This is a genomic window from Thiocapsa sp. (assembly GCF_018399035.1).
In the GTDB taxonomy this organism is placed as follows: Bacteria; Pseudomonadota; Gammaproteobacteria; order Chromatiales; family Chromatiaceae; genus Thiocapsa.
On sequence record NZ_CP073760.1, the window covers coordinates 3,878,188 to 3,894,465 of the forward strand.

The 16,278-nt window shown below is 65.2% G+C and carries 12 protein-coding genes and 1 riboswitch; of the genes, 7 read left to right on the forward strand and 5 right to left on the reverse strand.

Annotated features, from left to right (window positions below):
* The first annotated feature begins 123 nt into the window (after positions 1–123).
* Positions 124–768 carry a c-type cytochrome gene (locus KFB96_RS17630; RefSeq protein WP_213460098.1) on the forward strand — a complete coding sequence of 215 codons (645 nt, stop codon included), beginning with the start codon at positions 124–126 and terminating at the stop codon, positions 766–768.
* Between the two features lie 301 nt (positions 769–1,069).
* Positions 1,070–1,846: an endonuclease/exonuclease/phosphatase family protein gene (locus tag KFB96_RS17635; protein WP_213461187.1), complete on the forward strand. Its 777-nt coding sequence runs from the start codon at positions 1,070–1,072 to the stop codon at positions 1,844–1,846.
* A gap of 170 nt (positions 1,847–2,016) precedes the next feature.
* Here the strand turns inward: KFB96_RS17635 and KFB96_RS17640 are convergent, their stop codons facing one another.
* Together KFB96_RS17640 and KFB96_RS17645 are read right to left on the reverse strand one after the other, a co-directional pair.
* Entirely contained in the window at positions 2,017–2,643 is a 627-nt protein-coding gene (locus KFB96_RS17640) for a hypothetical protein (protein WP_213460100.1), read from the reverse strand.
* Between the two features lie 95 nt (positions 2,644–2,738).
* Complete coding sequence (locus KFB96_RS17645; protein WP_213460102.1) at positions 2,739–4,838, reverse strand: EAL domain-containing protein; 2,100 nt, start codon at positions 4,836–4,838, stop codon at positions 2,739–2,741.
* Between the two features lie 198 nt (positions 4,839–5,036).
* A riboswitch (TPP riboswitch) is annotated at positions 5,037–5,200 on the forward strand.
* Between the two features lie 282 nt (positions 5,201–5,482).
* Between KFB96_RS17645 and thiC the strand changes: the two genes are divergently transcribed.
* The 4 genes from thiC (at position 5,483) to dtd (ending at position 11,258) form a co-directional block, all read left to right on the forward strand.
* A complete protein-coding gene (gene thiC / locus KFB96_RS17650) occupies positions 5,483–7,375 on the forward strand; it encodes a phosphomethylpyrimidine synthase ThiC (protein WP_213460104.1) in 1,893 nt (630 codons plus the stop codon).
* A gap of 258 nt (positions 7,376–7,633) precedes the next feature.
* Positions 7,634–9,445 carry a translational GTPase TypA gene (gene typA, locus KFB96_RS17655; RefSeq protein ID WP_213460106.1) on the forward strand — a complete coding sequence of 604 codons (1,812 nt, stop codon included), beginning with the start codon at positions 7,634–7,636 and terminating at the stop codon, positions 9,443–9,445.
* 326 nt (positions 9,446–9,771) lie between these two features.
* Positions 9,772–10,722 (forward strand): prolyl aminopeptidase, encoded by a 951-nt coding sequence (pip, locus tag KFB96_RS17660; protein WP_213460108.1) that lies wholly within the window; start codon positions 9,772–9,774, stop codon positions 10,720–10,722.
* Between the two features lie 98 nt (positions 10,723–10,820).
* The gene (dtd, locus tag KFB96_RS17665; protein ID WP_213460110.1) at positions 10,821–11,258 is read left to right on the forward strand and encodes a D-aminoacyl-tRNA deacylase; all 438 of its coding nucleotides are present in this window, start codon (positions 10,821–10,823) and stop codon (positions 11,256–11,258) included.
* 84 nt (positions 11,259–11,342) lie between these two features.
* Here the strand turns inward: dtd and KFB96_RS17670 are convergent, their stop codons facing one another.
* Together KFB96_RS17670 and KFB96_RS17675 are read right to left on the reverse strand one after the other, a co-directional pair.
* On the reverse strand, positions 11,343–13,805 hold the full coding sequence (locus tag KFB96_RS17670) for a penicillin acylase family protein (RefSeq protein ID WP_213460112.1): 2,463 nt from the start codon (positions 13,803–13,805) through the stop codon (positions 11,343–11,345).
* A gap of 24 nt (positions 13,806–13,829) precedes the next feature.
* Complete coding sequence (locus KFB96_RS17675) at positions 13,830–14,396, reverse strand: hypothetical protein (protein ID WP_213460114.1); 567 nt, start codon at positions 14,394–14,396, stop codon at positions 13,830–13,832.
* Between the two features lie 153 nt (positions 14,397–14,549).
* On the opposite strand from KFB96_RS17675, the gene hemF reads away from it, so the two are divergent.
* Positions 14,550–15,482 carry an oxygen-dependent coproporphyrinogen oxidase gene (gene hemF / locus KFB96_RS17680; protein WP_213460116.1) on the forward strand — a complete coding sequence of 311 codons (933 nt, stop codon included), beginning with the start codon at positions 14,550–14,552 and terminating at the stop codon, positions 15,480–15,482.
* 115 nt (positions 15,483–15,597) lie between these two features.
* Here hemF and KFB96_RS17685 read toward each other — a convergent pair whose 3' ends face one another.
* Entirely contained in the window at positions 15,598–16,014 is a 417-nt protein-coding gene (locus tag KFB96_RS17685) for a DUF2384 domain-containing protein (protein WP_213460118.1), read from the reverse strand.
* Between the last annotated feature and the right edge of the window lie 264 nt (positions 16,015–16,278).

Consider the following 16,278-nt stretch of genomic DNA (forward strand, 5'->3'; position numbering starts at 1 on the left):
CGCTGGTTTGACCCATATGCGGATGTTCTGATATACATTCGTGGATTTTCTCGCCCCCCGACCAGGCCGTCGATCCGCGCAAGGCGTCGCGGCCATGAATCACGACCCGATTAGGCATCCTCCATGGTTAAGAATTGGCTGATAACAATTACGGTGGCAACGGCATTGGCGAGCGGCGCGGTACACGCGTCCGAAGGGAAGCTCGCCGCTGCCCCTCAGGTCGGAGACCCGCAAGCCGGCGAGGAGAAGGCCAACGGCTTATGCGTCGCCTGCCACGGTCCGCAGGGCAACAGTCTCGTGCCGATCTGGCCCAAGCTGGCCGGTCAGCACCCGGAATACATCGTGAAGCAGTTGATGGACTTCAAGGCCGGTCGTCGCGCCAACGAGCAAATGACTCCGATGGCCATGCCGTTGACCGATCAAGAGGTTCTGGATCTCGCCGCCTACTACGCGACGCAGCCCAAGGCCCCGGGGACGGCGGATCCCGAGTTGGCGAGCAAGGGCGAATCCCTCTACCGCTGGGGCAATCCCGAGAACGGCGTCCCCGCGTGCAGCGGTTGTCACGGTCCGGCGGGGCAAGGCCAATCGCTCGCCAAGTTCCCGCGGGTTTCGGCCCAGCACGCGGACTATACGAAGCAGACCCTCGAGCACTTCCGCGGTGCATTGCGTGCCAACGATCCCAACGGGATGATGCGCGGCGCTGCAGCGCGGTTGAGCGATCAGGAGATCGCTGCGGTGGCTCAGTACATCCAAGGGTTGAGCAAGTAAGTCGCGCGCGGCAACCGGGACGGCTCACGGAGGAGTCGTTTCCGAACCGTCGCGTGACGCATCCCGTCCGCCGGATAGCCTTCGTTTTCGGAGATTGGTCATCGGAGCACTGGACTCACGGCCGACCGAGCCCGGCTTGATCGAAGCCGAAGAAGGCGAGCGCGCGGCGGTCGCGGCCGGGCAGAGGAAGCGAGCCGGATCGGCAAACCGTGTCGATCCCGTCGATGTCGTGCCCGGACATGCACAGCATCAAACCGTCTCCAGGGCTTCCTCGCACTCGACCGACGCACGGCGACTCAAGCTGCTGAGCTTCAATGTCCAGGCCGGGATCTACTCGCGCAGCTACAGCGACTATTTCACCAACAGCTGGAAGCACATCCTCCCTCACCCCGAGCGACTGGCCAATCTCACCCGCATCGCCCAGCTGCTGCATCAGTTCGACTTGGTTGGTCTCCAAGAGGTCGACGCCGGCTCGCTGCGCAGCGCCTATATCGATCAGATCCAGTATCTGGCTCGCCACGGCGCCTTTCCGCACTGGTACAGGCAGGTCAACCGCAACCTCGGCCCCTTCGCACAGCACAGCAACGGGCTTCTCAGCCGCCTGCATCCGCAGCGAATCACCGAGCACAAGCTCCCCGGCCTCCCGGGGCGGGGCGCCGTCGTCGCGGAGCTGGGGCTTTCGGACCACGAGACCCTTGCCGTGGCGATCGTCCATCTGGCCCTCGGATGGCGCGCACGGCGGCGTCAGCTCGACTACCTGATCGCACTGTCCGAGCAACACCCGTATCTCGTGATCATGGGCGACTTCAACTGCGGGTGCGACTCGAAAGGGTTACGGGCCATGGTCAAGAAGGCCGAGATGCGTGGTCTGGATTGCGAGCTCAAGACCTTCCCGAGCTGGAGCCCGAAGCACAATCTGGATCACATCCTGGTCTCTCGGCCGCTGCGCGTGATCGCCGCCCGCGTGGTCGATTACGCCTTATCGGATCATCTGCCGATCAGCATGACGATCGAGTTGCCCGATGGCGTCTCCTTCTCGGCAGGCGCGGACGGGCCGAATCCGGAATCGGCGCGCTGAACCCGACGCATTGAACCGGACGAGCCGGGCTTCCCCGCGTCGCCGATCACTTCACAGCTTCACTGGACCAATCACTGGCCCGCTCACTTAAACTGCGCCGGCTCCAAAGGTCGTCAAGTCTGCCGGGGTCGATCCCATCCAAAAACATCGCATACCGCACCGGGCGCGGTTTAATCCTGCACGTAAAAATAGCGCCACGCACAGCCGCTCTCGCGCTCGAGCAGGTCGATCAAGGCGTCTGTCGGCACCGCCTCGCCCGGAAAGATCTCCTCGACCTGGATGACGAGGCGCGCAAACCCGCCCTGCTGCTTCCAATCCCAAGACCACATCGGACGGCACTCACCGCAACTCGGGCAAACCACGGCTGAATCCTGCCGATCCGATCCGGGCGTCCTCGCCGATTGCTCGAATTGCGCGACGCGCAGCGGCCAATCGCTCAAGCGAGCACGGCAACCGGGACAACGCGGTGCGCGCGTATTGCGGCCGTGACACCCGCGCGGAGAGGCCGAAGCCGGCGGGACCACGACGTGACAAAAGGGGCCGCCGGTCTGCGGCTCGCTCGCGATCACGACCGCGCAGCCGACGAAGGCAAGCAGCTCGGAAAATTCGGGACCGACACGATAGGCGCATTCGCGATCCGGGATGCGCTCCGCGATGAACCCCGCCTCGGACAGGATGCGAACAAGCCGATCCCGATCCGGACAACGCTCGGCATCGCGGGGCGCAAGGATCAGACGGCCCGCGTGATTGGACGGCTTCGCGAGACCCTCTATGCCTCCGCGCTCCTTGTGTGTCATTACCTTTGGTCCACGAACCGCGTCCACCAGGAATACTGCGGCGTCCGGAGCCGGTCGCCATCGAGTGAAACAGGACGGCTCACTCGGAAAGCCGCTCAGATGTCGTCGGTGGAGTGATGGAAATCGTAGCTCAACTCGCTGCTCGGCATCTGGACCGAGTTGCCTTGAATATAGTCGGGCCGACAATTCCAGACCCGCGCGATCGTGGCCGGGTCTTCGATGCCGGCCGCGATGACGGATGCGCCATGCGTCCTGATCTGCTGTACCACTTGGAGCAGCTCGGCCGGGTCGGCGTTGATGAGGGTCGCGAAAGAGAGCTTGGCGAGGGCGACCGGCAGGTCCGCGAGCAGCTCCAGATCCGCTGCGTTGCCCGTGACGTTGGCGACGCAGACCTGAATCCCGTACTTGCGCAAGACCTCGACAAGCGGTTTGGTCGTGTCCAGGTGCGCTCGAACGTCGTGCATCTGGAACTGAAGCAAGGGGCGGCGCCGGATCAGGTTGCGCCGGACCATCTGATCGCGAAACCAGGGGAGCCATGCTTCCGCCGCGACCGACCCGACGGTCTGATGGATCAAGAGTCGCAGCTTCGGATGCGACTTGCGCTCCGCGTCCATGACATCGAGCGCGTGCGCCAACACCCAACGATCGATTCTCGGCATCAACCCGCTGCGCTCGGCCACGGGCAGAAAATCGGCGGCGGGAACGTGCTCGCCGTCGAGCGTACGAAGCCGAAGCTGCACCTCGTAGAGCTCGCCGACGTTCGCCCCGAGCGAGACGATCGGCTGAAACATCAACAACAGACCGTCCTGATTGACGGCCGTGTCGATCAACTGCTTGAGCAATCGCTCGTAATCCGAGCCGCGATCGGGTGCGATGACCGGAGTCCAGACCCGCACCCGATTGCCGCCCGCCTGACGCGCCCGCGCCACGGTGGTGCGGCTGCGCGAGACCATCGTGATGGCGTCGTCCGCAGGGGGCGTGAAGAGCCCGATTCCGATCGTCACGGTGAGCGCGAGGCGCTTGTTCTCGGCCCGAAGCTTGGTGGCGCCGAAGGTCCGCAGAAGCTGCTCTGCGAACCCCTCCAACGCCTCGCGCGTCGCCCGTCGCGCGATCACCGCAAAGGTGAAGTCATCCAGGCGCGCTGCACACTCCTGCGGGGCGAGCTGGTCGACGAGCTTCTCCTCGAGCTGGCGCAACAGCCGCTCCATGCCGTCGACACCCACTGCCTTGGAGATGTCCTGAAAACGATCGAGCTCGATCAGTACAAGACCGACCCCGGGCGAGGGGTCTTCTCGGTCGTGCACCACGCGATCGAGACCGCGCAGAAACGCCTCCTTCGACAGCACGCCTTGGACAACATCGCTGCGCTCGTCCCCGATGCGGCGCTCCTTGAGTAAGCGCGACATCCGGATGCGATGCTCGATCGCGCCGATGAGCTGCTCGCGCTGGATCGGCTTGGCGATAAAGCTGTCGCCGCCGACCCGCAACGCCTCCAGCTGCTTGTCCGGGTCGGTCTCGGCGGAGAGAAAAATAATGGGCGTGTCGAAATACTCGCCGTGGTCCCGGATGATCGCCGTCAGCTCGGTACCGCTCGCATCCGGCATGTAGAGATCCATCAGGACCAGATCCGGCTGGACATCGGCCATCTTCCGGAGGATCTCGAGCGGTTGGTCGACGATGTGCGGCTCCATACCCGACTTGCTCAGCAGCAACGCGATGTATTTGGCCTGCAGCGGGTCGTCTTCGACCACCAGGATCCGGGGTTGGCTACCGTTAGCCGGACCGCTCAGCTCGACGAGACGCTTCGCCAGGTCGGACACGGCAACCGGGGTCGGAAAAAAGCCGCGCGCACCGGCACGCATCACCTGGAGCCGCGTCTCGATGTTCCCGCCGTCGGCGATGCAGACCACCTCGGGCTTGGTGGTGCCGGTTCCCTCGAGGGCTCCCGGCAGAGCCCCCGTCAGGCGCGCGATCAAATCGGATGGGCCGGTACCGGACGAGACGTAGCGCAGATCGAGGATCAGCATCCGAGGCCGCGTCCGCTCGAGCGCGGCTTCGAGCGCGCCGAGCTCCCCGAAGGCATCGAGCTGCAACCCGGCTGGCTGAATCAAGCGTGCAAGCCCGGTCAGTAGCGTCGAGTCATCGCCGAGGTAGAAGATCCTGTTTTCGGAAGTCGCGAAACGTGCATCGTTCATGAGCGAAAGCGCCTCGGTGGGGCGTCGAGAGATCCTGTCTGCCGTTGCCTGGTCCGACACCGTCACGCGAGCAGACTCCCTTGAGACCGACTTCAGGATCGGCAGCCCGAGCCCAAAGGTCAAGCCTAAAGCCTGCCCGCGGCGTACCCTCGGTGCGATCGGGTTGAAATCCCGGCGGCCTTTCGTTAGTTTCTCGCGACATGCTGCTGGGGGTGTCCGGTAGGCGTGACCGAATCCGACCGAAAGGCCTGTCGATCGACCGGCGCCATACGGTTAAGTGATGTAGTCACGCGACGGGCTGAGAAAGACCCTTCGAACCTGATCCGGATCATGCCGGCGCAGGAAAGCAGGCGACGAGGACGGATCAAGGGTGCCGGTTCGCAACGATGACCGAGCCCGTCGGGCACCGCCGTCGAACGGCCGGCACGACGATCCGGGTAGTGTATCCCATGAGCCTTGCCGGCTCTCGGTTCCTGCCGCCTCGACTCGGGATTCGTTTGCGTCTCGATCACCCCGCCGCTCCTCCCGCCGGATGGCCCCGACCATCGTCCGCCATCATCCGTTCGGACCGCAGCCTAAACGGCCGATTCGGCCCCACATCAATGGCGCCACCATACGCCAAGCGTCCGTCGAGAGGAGATTCCATGAGCGCCATCCCCCAGGCCTTCGTCCAGAAGACCGCCGAGCTGTCCGACGAGGTCACACGGCCCTTTCCAAGCTCGCGTAAGGTCTATGTGACGGGTTCGCGCCCGGATCTGCGTGTCCCGATGCGCGAGGTCACGCTGACTCCGACGCAGACCAATGCGGGGATCGAAGAGAATCCGCCCATCATGGTCTATGACACCTCGGGGCCCTACACGGACCCCACGGCGCGGATCGACCTCCTCGCCGGCCTGCCCGATCTGCGCGAGGCATGGATCCGGGAGCGGGGCGACACCGAGCTGCTCGACGGACCCACCTCGGCCTTCGGACGCGAGCGCCAATCCGACCCGCAGCTCGCGCAGCTGCGTTTCGAGCACATCCGCACGCCGCGTCGCGCCAAGCCGGGTCGCAACGTCACCCAGATGCACTATGCACGAGCCGGCATCGTCACACCCGAGATGGAGTTCGTCGCCATCCGCGAGAACATGCGCCTGGAGGAGCTGCGCGCCGACCCGCGTTACACGAAGCTCCTGCGCCAGCATCGCGGCCAGTCGTTCGGCGCCAGCCTGCCCGAGACCATCACGGCCGAGTTCGTCCGCGACGAGATCGCCCGCGGGCGCGCCATCATCCCGGCCAACATCAATCACCCCGAGCTGGAGCCCATGATCATCGGGCGCAACTTCCGGGTGAAGATCAACACCAACATCGGCAACTCGGCCGTCACCTCCAGTATCGAGGAGGAGGTCGAGAAGATGGTGTGGTCGGCGCGCTGGGGCGGCGACACCCTGATGGATCTCTCCACCGGCAAGAACATCCACGAGACGCGCGAGTGGATCCTACGCAACGCGCCGGTGCCGATCGGCACCGTGCCCATCTACCAGGCCCTCGAAAAGGTCGACGGTAAGCCCGAGGAGCTGACCTGGGAGATGTTCCGCGACACCCTGATCGAGCAGGCCGAGCAGGGCGTGGACTATTTCACCATCCACGCAGGCGTGCTGCTGCGCTATGTCCCCCTGACCGCGGAGCGGCTCACCGGCATCGTCTCGCGCGGCGGCTCCATCTTGGCCAAGTGGTGTCTGGCACACCACAAGGAGAACTTCCTCTACACGCACTTCGGCGAGATCTGCGAGATCATGAAGGCGTACGACGTCTCCTTCAGCCTGGGCGACGGGCTGCGCCCCGGCTCGATCGCCGACGCCAACGACGCAGCCCAGTTCGCGGAGCTGGAGACCTTGGGGGAGCTGACCAAGTTCGCCTGGGAGCACGACGTTCAGGTCATGATCGAAGGCCCCGGCCATGTGCCGTTGCAGATGATCGAGGAGAACGTCGTCAAGGAGCTCAAAGACTGCTACGAGGCGCCCTTCTACACCCTCGGCCCACTGATCACGGACATCGCCCCGGCCTACGACCACATCACCTCCGGCATCGGCGCCGCCAACATCGGCTGGTACGGCACCGCCATGCTCTGCTATGTCACGCCCAAAGAGCATCTGGGCCTGCCCGACAAGCAGGACGTGCGTGACGGCATCATCACCTACAAGATCGCCGCCCACGGCGCGGATCTCGCCAAGGGACTGCCCGGCGCCCAGATCCGCGACAATGCGCTGTCCAAGGCCCGCTTCGAGTTCCGTTGGGAGGACCAGTTCAACCTCTCGCTCGATCCCGAGCGTGCGCGTGAATTCCACGACCAGACCATGCCGCACGAGTCGCACAAGGTCGCCCACTTCTGCTCCATGTGCGGGCCGCATTTCTGCTCGATGAAGATTACGCAGGACGTGCGTGACTATGCCTTGGCGCATCGGCTCGACGACGTGGAGATCGCCCTCGAGGAGGGCATGAAGGAGAAGGCGAGTGAATTCCGCAAGGAGGGGGCGCAGATCTACAAGCCGGTCTGAGCCGCGTCGAATCGCGTCGACGTCATCGTGACTCGGGGACGGGTGCACTGCACTGCCCTGACCCGAGCACACCTGCGTGCCGCCCGGCCATGGCGCACCCCGGCATCTCGGGACTTGCGAAGCCGGTTGATTCGATCACCGAATATTCACGGGCGTAGGGTATATACTCTCGCGCTGGCTCGGCACCGAGATCATCCGCTCGCACCGCACCCATCGCCCGGCCCTACCCCCGATTTCATCTTCTCCGGAGCTCCACTCGTGATCGAGACGTTACGCAATATCGCCATCATCGCCCATGTCGATCATGGCAAGACCACGCTGGTGGACAAGCTGCTGCAGCAATCCGGGACGCTGGGGGACCGCTTCGGGCCGGTCGAGCGGGTGATGGACTCCAACGCGCTGGAGAAGGAGCGCGGCATTACCATCACATCGAAGAACACCGCGCTGCGCTGGCGCGACTACCGCATCAACATCGTCGACACGCCGGGCCATGCCGACTTCGGCGGCGAGGTCGAGCGTGTGCTCTCCATGGTCGACTCGGTGCTGCTGTTGGTCGATGCGCAGGAAGGGCCGATGCCGCAGACGCGCTTCGTGACCAGCAAGGCGTTCCAGCATGGTCTGCGTCCGATCGTGGTCATCAACAAGATCGACCGTCCGGGTGCGCGGCCGGATTGGGTCATCGATCAGGTCTTCGATTTGTTCGACCGGCTCGGCGCAAGCGACGAGCAGCTCGATTTTCCGATCATCTATGCCTCGGCCCTGAACGGCTATGCCGGGCTGGACAACGAGGTGCGCGAGGGCGACATGACGCCGCTCTTCGAGGCGATCGTGGAGCACTGCCCGGCGCCCGAGGTGGATCCGGATTCACCCTTCCAGATGCAGATCTCCACGCTGGACTACAGCTCCTTTGTCGGGGCGATTGCGCTCGGGCGCATCCGCCACGGCAGCGTGCGGCCCAATCAGCAGATCGTCGTGGTCAAGCCGGACGGCGGGCGTTACAAGGCCAAGGTCGGCCTGGTTTACGGCTATCTCGGTCTGGAGCGCCATGAAGTCCCGCTCGCCACGGCCGGGGACATCGTCGCCCTGACCGGCATCGTGGCGCCGAACGTCTCGGATACACTCTGTCATCCGGAGCATGCCGAGGCGCTGCCGCCGCTCACCGTCGACGAACCCACGGTGACCATGACCTTCCAGGTCAACACCTCGCCCTTCGCCGGGCGCGACGGCAAATACCTGACCTCGCGCCAGCTCAAGGATCGGCTCGAGCGCGAGCTGATCCACAACGTCGCCCTGCGTGTCGAGGAAGGCAACGACCCGGAGAAGTTCCGGGTCTCCGGTCGCGGCGAGCTGCATCTGTCGATCCTGCTCGAAACCATGCGCCGCGAAGGCTACGAGCTGGCCGTCTCGCGTCCCGAGGTCATTTTCCGCGAGATCGACGGACAGATCTGCGAGCCTTACGAGCAGCTCACCGTGGACGTCGACGAAACCTCCCAAGGCTCGATCATGCAGGCGCTCGGCGAGCGCCGCGGCGAGCTCAAGGACATGGTCCCGGACGGCAAGGGTCGGGTGCGCCTGGACTACGAGATCCCTTCGCGCGGCTTGATCGGCTTCCAGACCGACTTCATGTCCATGACCTCGGGAACCGGGCTCAAATATCACATCTTCGACCGCTATCGCCCCGCCAATCCGGGCGGCATCGCCCCGCGGCGCAACGGTGCACTCATCTCCAACGGCACGGGCAAGGCGCTCGGCTACGCGCTATTCAGCCTGCAGGAGCGCGGCCGCATGATGGTCTCCCCGGGCGACGAGGTCTACGAAGGCCAGGTGGTCGGGATCCATTCGCGCGACAACGATCTCACCGTCAATCCGCTCAAGGCCAAGCAGTTGACCAACATCCGCGCGGCCGGCACGGACGAGAACATCCTGCTGACCCCGCCGGTGAAGTTCACCCTCGAGCAGGCGCTGGAGTTCATCGAAGACGACGAGCTGGTGGAGATCACGCCCACGGCGATCCGGGTGCGCAAGCGGCATCTTACGGAGAACGATCGCAAGCGGGCGAGTCGCGGCTAAACTGCTGCTAAACCGCGTTCGGAGCGACAGGTCGGGTTCGGGGGTGGATTCAGCCTCGACGCGACAAGCGGCGACGGCAGGACGCGGTTTAGGTTATAGAAGACAAAAAAAGCGACACGGCTGTCGCGGCTCGGCATTAAGTTGTAGCGCGTAGGATGGGTAGAGCGCAGCGAAACCCATCCTCCAAACCGCCCCGTTGCCGGGTTTCGGTCTGATGCCCTTGGGGTGAGCTGGATGGGTTTCGCTGACGCTCTACCCATCCTACATGTTTCGGTTGTTTTTGAATCGTTACCGAGCTTGTTGATTGCGTTGGAACACAAAAGCCCATGCCCGACCTCTATCGCCCCGTCGAGCCCTTTGCGACCCATACGCTGGACGTCGACCACGACCACCGGCTTTACGTCGAGGAATGCGGTCGACCGGACGGCATCCCCGCGGTCTTTCTGCACGGCGGCCCCGGCGCGGGTTGCGAGCCGGCCCATCGCGCCTTTTTCGACCCGGAGCGGTATCGCGCGGTCCTGTTCGATCAGCGGGGCTGCGGACGCTCCACGCCCCACGCGTCCCTGACCGCGAACACCACTTGGGATCTGGTCGCCGATATCGAACGGATCCGCGAGCGACTCGGGATCGAGCGCTGGCTGGTCTTCGGCGGCTCTTGGGGCTCGACCCTGGCCCTCGCCTATGCCCAAACCCATCCGGATCGTGTCACGGCACTTGTGGTACGCGGAATCTTTCTCTGCCGCGACGAGGAGATTCGTTGGTTCTATCAAGAGGGTGCGAGCTGGATCTATCCGGACTATTGGGAGCAGTTTCTCGCCCCGATCCCTCTCGACGAGCGCGGCGACCTGCTCTCGGCCTATCACAAACGTCTGACCGGCGAGGACGCAGCAACCCGTCTCGCTGCGGCGCAAGCCTGGTCGGTCTGGGAGGGACGCACGGCGACATTGCGGACGAATCCGGACATCGAGGCGCATTTCGCCCATCCGCATGTCGCCTTGAGCTTGGCGCGGATCGAGTGCCATTACTTCATGAAACGATCCTTCTTCCGCCCGAATCAGCTGCTCGAGGACGTACACCGTCTCCAAGACATCCCGGGCATCATCATCCAAGGCCGTTACGACACCATCTGTCCGATGCGCTCGGCCTGGGATCTCCATGAGGCCTGGCCGAGGGCCGAGCTGCAAGTGATCGCAGATGCCGGTCACTCGGCCTTCGAGCCCGGCATCCGAACGGCCTTGGTGGCGGCGACCGACCGCTTTGCCGATGCGCTTGGTTAAACCGCGTCCAGAGCGACATGCGTTATTTTCATGTTGTGTCGGGCTCAAGGATTCCCCCGACCTTTTTGGATGCGCGGTTTAAAATTTAATATTTTTTAATGATCGGTTTACTGCAACGTGTCTCCCGTGCTCATGTCGAGGTCTCGGGCGAGACGATCGGCGCCATCGAGCGCGGCCTTTTGGTCTTGGTGGGCGTCCAGCGGAGCGATACGACCGCCCGGGGAGAACGGCTGCTGGAGCGTCTGCTCGGCTATCGGGTCTTCCCGGATGCCGACGACCGCATGAACCTCAGCCTGCGCGACATCGGCGGCGGGCTTCTGCTGGTGCCGCAATTCACACTCGCTGCCGACACCCGCAAAGGGACCCGTGCCAGCTTCACCTCGGCCGCGCCGCCGGACGAAGGCAAGCGCTTGTTCGACGACCTGGTCGCGCGGGCGCGTGCCGCGCATCCCACGGTCGCGACCGGACGCTTCGGTGCCGACATGCAGGTCAGGCTGGTGAACGACGGACCCGTGACCTTCTGGCTGGAGACCTAAACCGCGTCCAGAGCGACATGCGTCGTTTTCATTGTGCGCTTGGCTTCGGCGATATCCTCGATCCCAGTGAGACGCGGTTTAGGTTTAAAGACCCGGGGCCAGCATCAGGACACCGATCGTCTCTTGCTCGCTCGGCCCGTTCCAGGGCCAAGGATAGGTCGCGCCCGTCAGCCAAGCATCGAGCTGATCCGTTCGATGAGGCGAGAAGGGGTGTCCCGACTGGCCGAGCGGCAGCACGCCGCGGGTGCCTGCCCAATCCGCGGGGGTGTAGACGACCCGCATCGAGGGGATAAAGACGGACTCCTCGGGCGCGAGCGGCATCGGCTTCATGACGTTCACCGTATCCGCATGCCCCCCGACACCGATCGGACCAACGTTGAAGAGACGCCCGACCAAGGGCAAGGTCCCGAAGGCATGCGGGAAGGTCAGTGTACGAATCCGGTCCAGACGCGCATCCTGCGGATTGCCGATCCGGGCATCGAGATCCGCCTTGGCGGCCTTCAGCGCCCGTGCCCAGATCTCGGCGGGACCCTCGGTCCAGGACGTTGTCACATCGTCCCAGAAGCTCGACCGGCCGCTGCGGAGCATCTCCTGCAGCGGGCTGTAGGCGAACAGGGCCATCGCCGTCATCGCCTCGAGGTCCTCGCCCAGCTCGTCTTCGTAGAGCGCCCTGTAGAGCGCCGGCTCGAGCAAGGCGTAGAAGGCCGCGGACCGGCTCGACCCCGCCATGTCGCCGTCCCAATCGAGCAGCTCCGCGGCGGCGATGTTCCAAGCGGCCTGATCCACCGCCTGCAGATCGATCTCGATCCTGCGCAAGGCGGCTTGGGCCAGCCGTGCCTGGGTGCTGATACGATCGGTCTGGATCTCCGCCATCGCCTCGGGCGTCAGCGGGCCGGCTGCATCGAGCCGCTCGGCGATGCGCTCGGCGCGAAAGGGCGCCATCCAGGCGTTGCTGATGGTCACCGGATACTCGACCGGAACGATCCGGTTGTTGGCTGTCACCAAGGCCGCCCCGGGCGGATCGACGCGCCGCGGGTTGCGCCTCTGGGGCACGAGCCCCTGCCAGGCATAGCCCTCGACCCAACCCGGCGAGGGGAAGGCGCCCGAGCCCTTGCCACGCTGCGGCAGGACCCCGCTGACCTGCAGGGCGATGCCGCCGTCGCGGTGGGCCGACATGAGGTTCAAGACGACATGCTTGAACTCCAGGATGGCCTCGCCGGCCTCCTCGAGCGTCTCGGCTCGGTTGAGACGCAGCAACCCGGCAAAGGCGCCGTCGGGAAGATCGTTGGTCTCGCGCAGCGCCAGCGCATGCGGCGTCTCCAGGCTCGGCAGGTCCATGGGCGTCTTGGTGATCGGACCCAGGATGTCGTTGACGATCACGCCGTTGTCGGTCGAGCGGATGACCAGATCGACCGGATCGGCACCCTTGACGGAGATGCGCTCGACCCGGGTCGCGATCGGCTCGGAGCGCCCGTCCGCACGCTCGACGCTCTTGCCGTCGGGCATGAGACGCTCGACGAAGATGTCCTGTGTATCCGCGATGGTGCTGGTGAAGCCCCAAGCGAGATCCCGGTTGTGCCCGATCATCACCAAGGGGACACCGGGCAGGCTCGCCCCGGCGACATGCAGATCCGGCGCAATCAGCTCCAGCATGTACCAGATCCCGGGCATGGAGCCCGCCAGATGCGGATCGTTGGCGAGCAACGCCGCGCCGTCGGCCGTGCGGGGTCCATTCACCGCCCAGCCGTTGCTGGCCGCCGCCGGCAACGGCAGGCCGAGTCGGGCAACGATCTCGAGCACGGGCTCGATCGTCGGCCCTTGCCGGTCGCCGCGCATCCGGGTCCGCCCCTGCTGCTGCGCCAACTCGCGCACCAGCTCGGGCGACACCTCCGGCGCCGGGATCCCGGCATCGGTCGGAAAGAGCTCGCGCGCCCGCTCCGGGCCGATGCGGGCCGCCAGACGCAGGAAGGTCAGCTCGGCGCGCAGGTTGTAGGACTGGGTCCAGGCCATATAGCCGCCGATCAGGAGGCTGTCCTGCGGGGTCCAGGGAGCGGGGTCTGCGCGTACGACCAGGTACTCGAGCGGCAGGCGACGCTCGGCCGTCGCCTCGGCCCGATAGGCGTTCACGCCCGCCACATAGGACTCGAGGAGAGACCTCTCCTCGCGGTTCAAGACAGCCAGACTGCGCTCGGCCTCGCGATCGAGCCCCATGGTGCGAAAGAAGCGATCCGCCGGCAGTACCAGGGTCCCGAACACCTCGGCCAGACGCCCGCCGGCGAGACGGCGCAGCAGATCCATCTGCCACATCCGCTCGCGCGCCACGACATAACCTTGAGCGAACAGCAGGTCATGCAGACTGTCGGCCTCGAGCGTCGGGATCGCGTGCGGCCCGTAACGAACGCGCACCGGGGCTTCGAGCCCGGGAATGGCCAGGCTGCCCGTATAGCTCGGCTCGCCGCGTTTGGCGATCCACACCAAGCCGGCGGCGCCGGCCAAAAGGCCGATGGCCAGCATCGCAACGATGAGCAACAGGATCCGACGTGGCATGCGGCGTAACTCCCGAGGCGTGGCTTACGGCGTCGTCTGCTCGGCCGGCTGGATTCCCTTCACGAACGCGACGAAACCATCGCGTTGTGCGGCGACCAGCTCCGCCGTGCCGTGCATCTGCGGGAAAAGGTTGCCTTCCGGTGTCTCGATGACGCCCGCAAGGAGCATCCGATCCGCCTGCACGTCGTCGCCCGGACCCATGCCGACACTGCGGCCGTAGCTTCCGCGCAGCTCGACCAGGGTGGCGGGAATCGTCGCGGTGCCGATCTGCGTCACGGTCGGCTCGACCGGCGCGCCGTCCGGGCCTTGAAACTGCGACTGCCAACGCTCGATGTTGGCCTCCAGTGTCCCGCCCTGATCGGGTCCGAAGAAGTAGACGACAAACTCGGCCCCGTCGCCGCCCTCGCTGCCGGGGGACGCGGGCACCTTGAACTGGAGCTGGCGCATCTCGCTCTTCGGCGTCTCGGCGACCCAGGCATCCGGGACCGATGACTGAAAGGACAGGAAGGCGACGGCTTGATCGGCCGCAACGCAAGCGGAGCCGACGAGCAGGACGGGGGCGATCAGCAGCGCGCGCAAGGCGATGGACATGGGTTTGTCTCCTGATGGTGTTATGGCTCGCGGGACTCGCATGACCGAGGGTCCAATCAGTTCGAGCTCGGCGAGGGGGACCTCAACGGGTCAACATTCGGTACTATCCGACCAGCCATCTCATCATAACCGCACCTGCGAGGAGTTGCCGCGATGTCCGATCGACCCGACGCCGACGCCGTCAAGACCTATCTGCTCGATCTGCAGGACCGCATTTGCGCGGCCCTGCGCGAGACCGACGGCGGAGCGGGCTTCCGCGAGGACGCCTGGGAGCGTTCGGGCGGCGGTGGCGGGCGCACGCGCATCATGCAGGACGGGGCCGTCTTCGAGCGCGGCGGCATCAACTTTTCGCACGTCTTCGGCGAGCGCCTGCCGCCCTCGGCAAGCGCGAGTCGGCCCGAGCTGGCCGGGCGTGGCTTCCAGGCGATGGGCGTGTCCTTGGTCGTGCATCCGCAGAACCCCTATGTGCCGACCTCGCATCTGAACGTGCGTTTTTTCATCGCGGAGCGACCCGACGCCGAGCCGGTCTGGTGGTTCGGCGGCGGCTTCGATCTGACGCCCTACTATGGCTTCGAGGAGGACGTGCGCCACTGGCACCGCGCGGCGCGCGAGGCCTGTCTGCCCTTCGGCGAGGACGTCTATCCGCGTTACAAGGACTGGTGCGACCGCTACTTCTATCTGAAACACCGCGAGGAGCCCCGCGGGGTCGGCGGACTCTTCTTCGACGATCTGAGCGAAGGGGGATTCGAGCACAGCTTCGCCTTCATGCGCAGCGTCGCGGAGGCCTATCTGCCGGCCTACCTGCCCATCGTGAATCGCCGCTGGGCGAAGCAATACGGCGACGAGGAGCGCGCCTTCCAGAAATACCGCCGCGGTCGCTATGTGGAATTCAACCTGGTCTATGACCGAGGCACCCTGTTCGGGCTGCAATCGGGCGGTCGCACCGAGTCGATCCTGATGTCCCTGCCGCCGGAGGTGAGCTGGCGCTACGACTACCGCCCCGAGCCCGGCAGCGCGGAGGCCGAGCTCTACGAGCGTTTCCTCAAGCCGCGCGACTGGCTGGCCGGGGAGTCACCCGCTGGATAGGAGGTTGTGCCGAGCCGTGCGAGGCACACCGAGCGCCGGCGGTCGGTGTGCTGCCTATCGTCAGCACAACTTACGGGTTTTGAATTCTCAGGAAATCGGCTAGGGCGGCGGCTGGTCAGCCCTTGCCGTATTCCGCCTTCGACCCCGTCATATCCCACGCGAAGGTGCAGTCCAGATGCGAGAGGACGGAGATGAGCCCGCTCTCGCCGTCTTCGACCATCACGGCGATCGGCGCACGTTTGTTGAACTGCTTGTTGGCGCGCTTGACCCAGAGATGGCGCATCTCGGGGTTGCGTGGAAAATAGGTATGCAGGGCGTCCTCGATCCGCACCAGATAGGAGAGCCGCCGATTGACCTGCGGATCATCCGGGAAGCACTCCTCGTCGCGATAGCGCGAGAGGTTGCGCGCCTTGATGCTCGCCGGCAGTTGAAGGAGCACCAGGATGTCGCTCGCACCGAGATTCCAGCCTTCCAACAGCGACATGATGCGGCGCGTGAGCGAGCAGCGCTCGTCGAGCGTGAGTTCGGACATGAGTCGACCCTTGTCTGAGGCACGCCCGAGAGCGTACGGCTTGATGGTCGCGGGTCGGACGACCTCCAACCACGCGTCTGGTGAGGGAGGTGGCGCCGACGCCTTTCGGATGCAACCCGTCACCCGACATCCGGCGCCGCCCTGTCGGGGGTTCGCTGCGCTCTACCCAGCCGGGAGCGGGGAGGATGGGTTTCGCTGTGCTCTACCCAGCCGGGAACGGGGACCGCGGGATCGGAGCGGGGAGGATGGGTTTCGCTGTGCTCT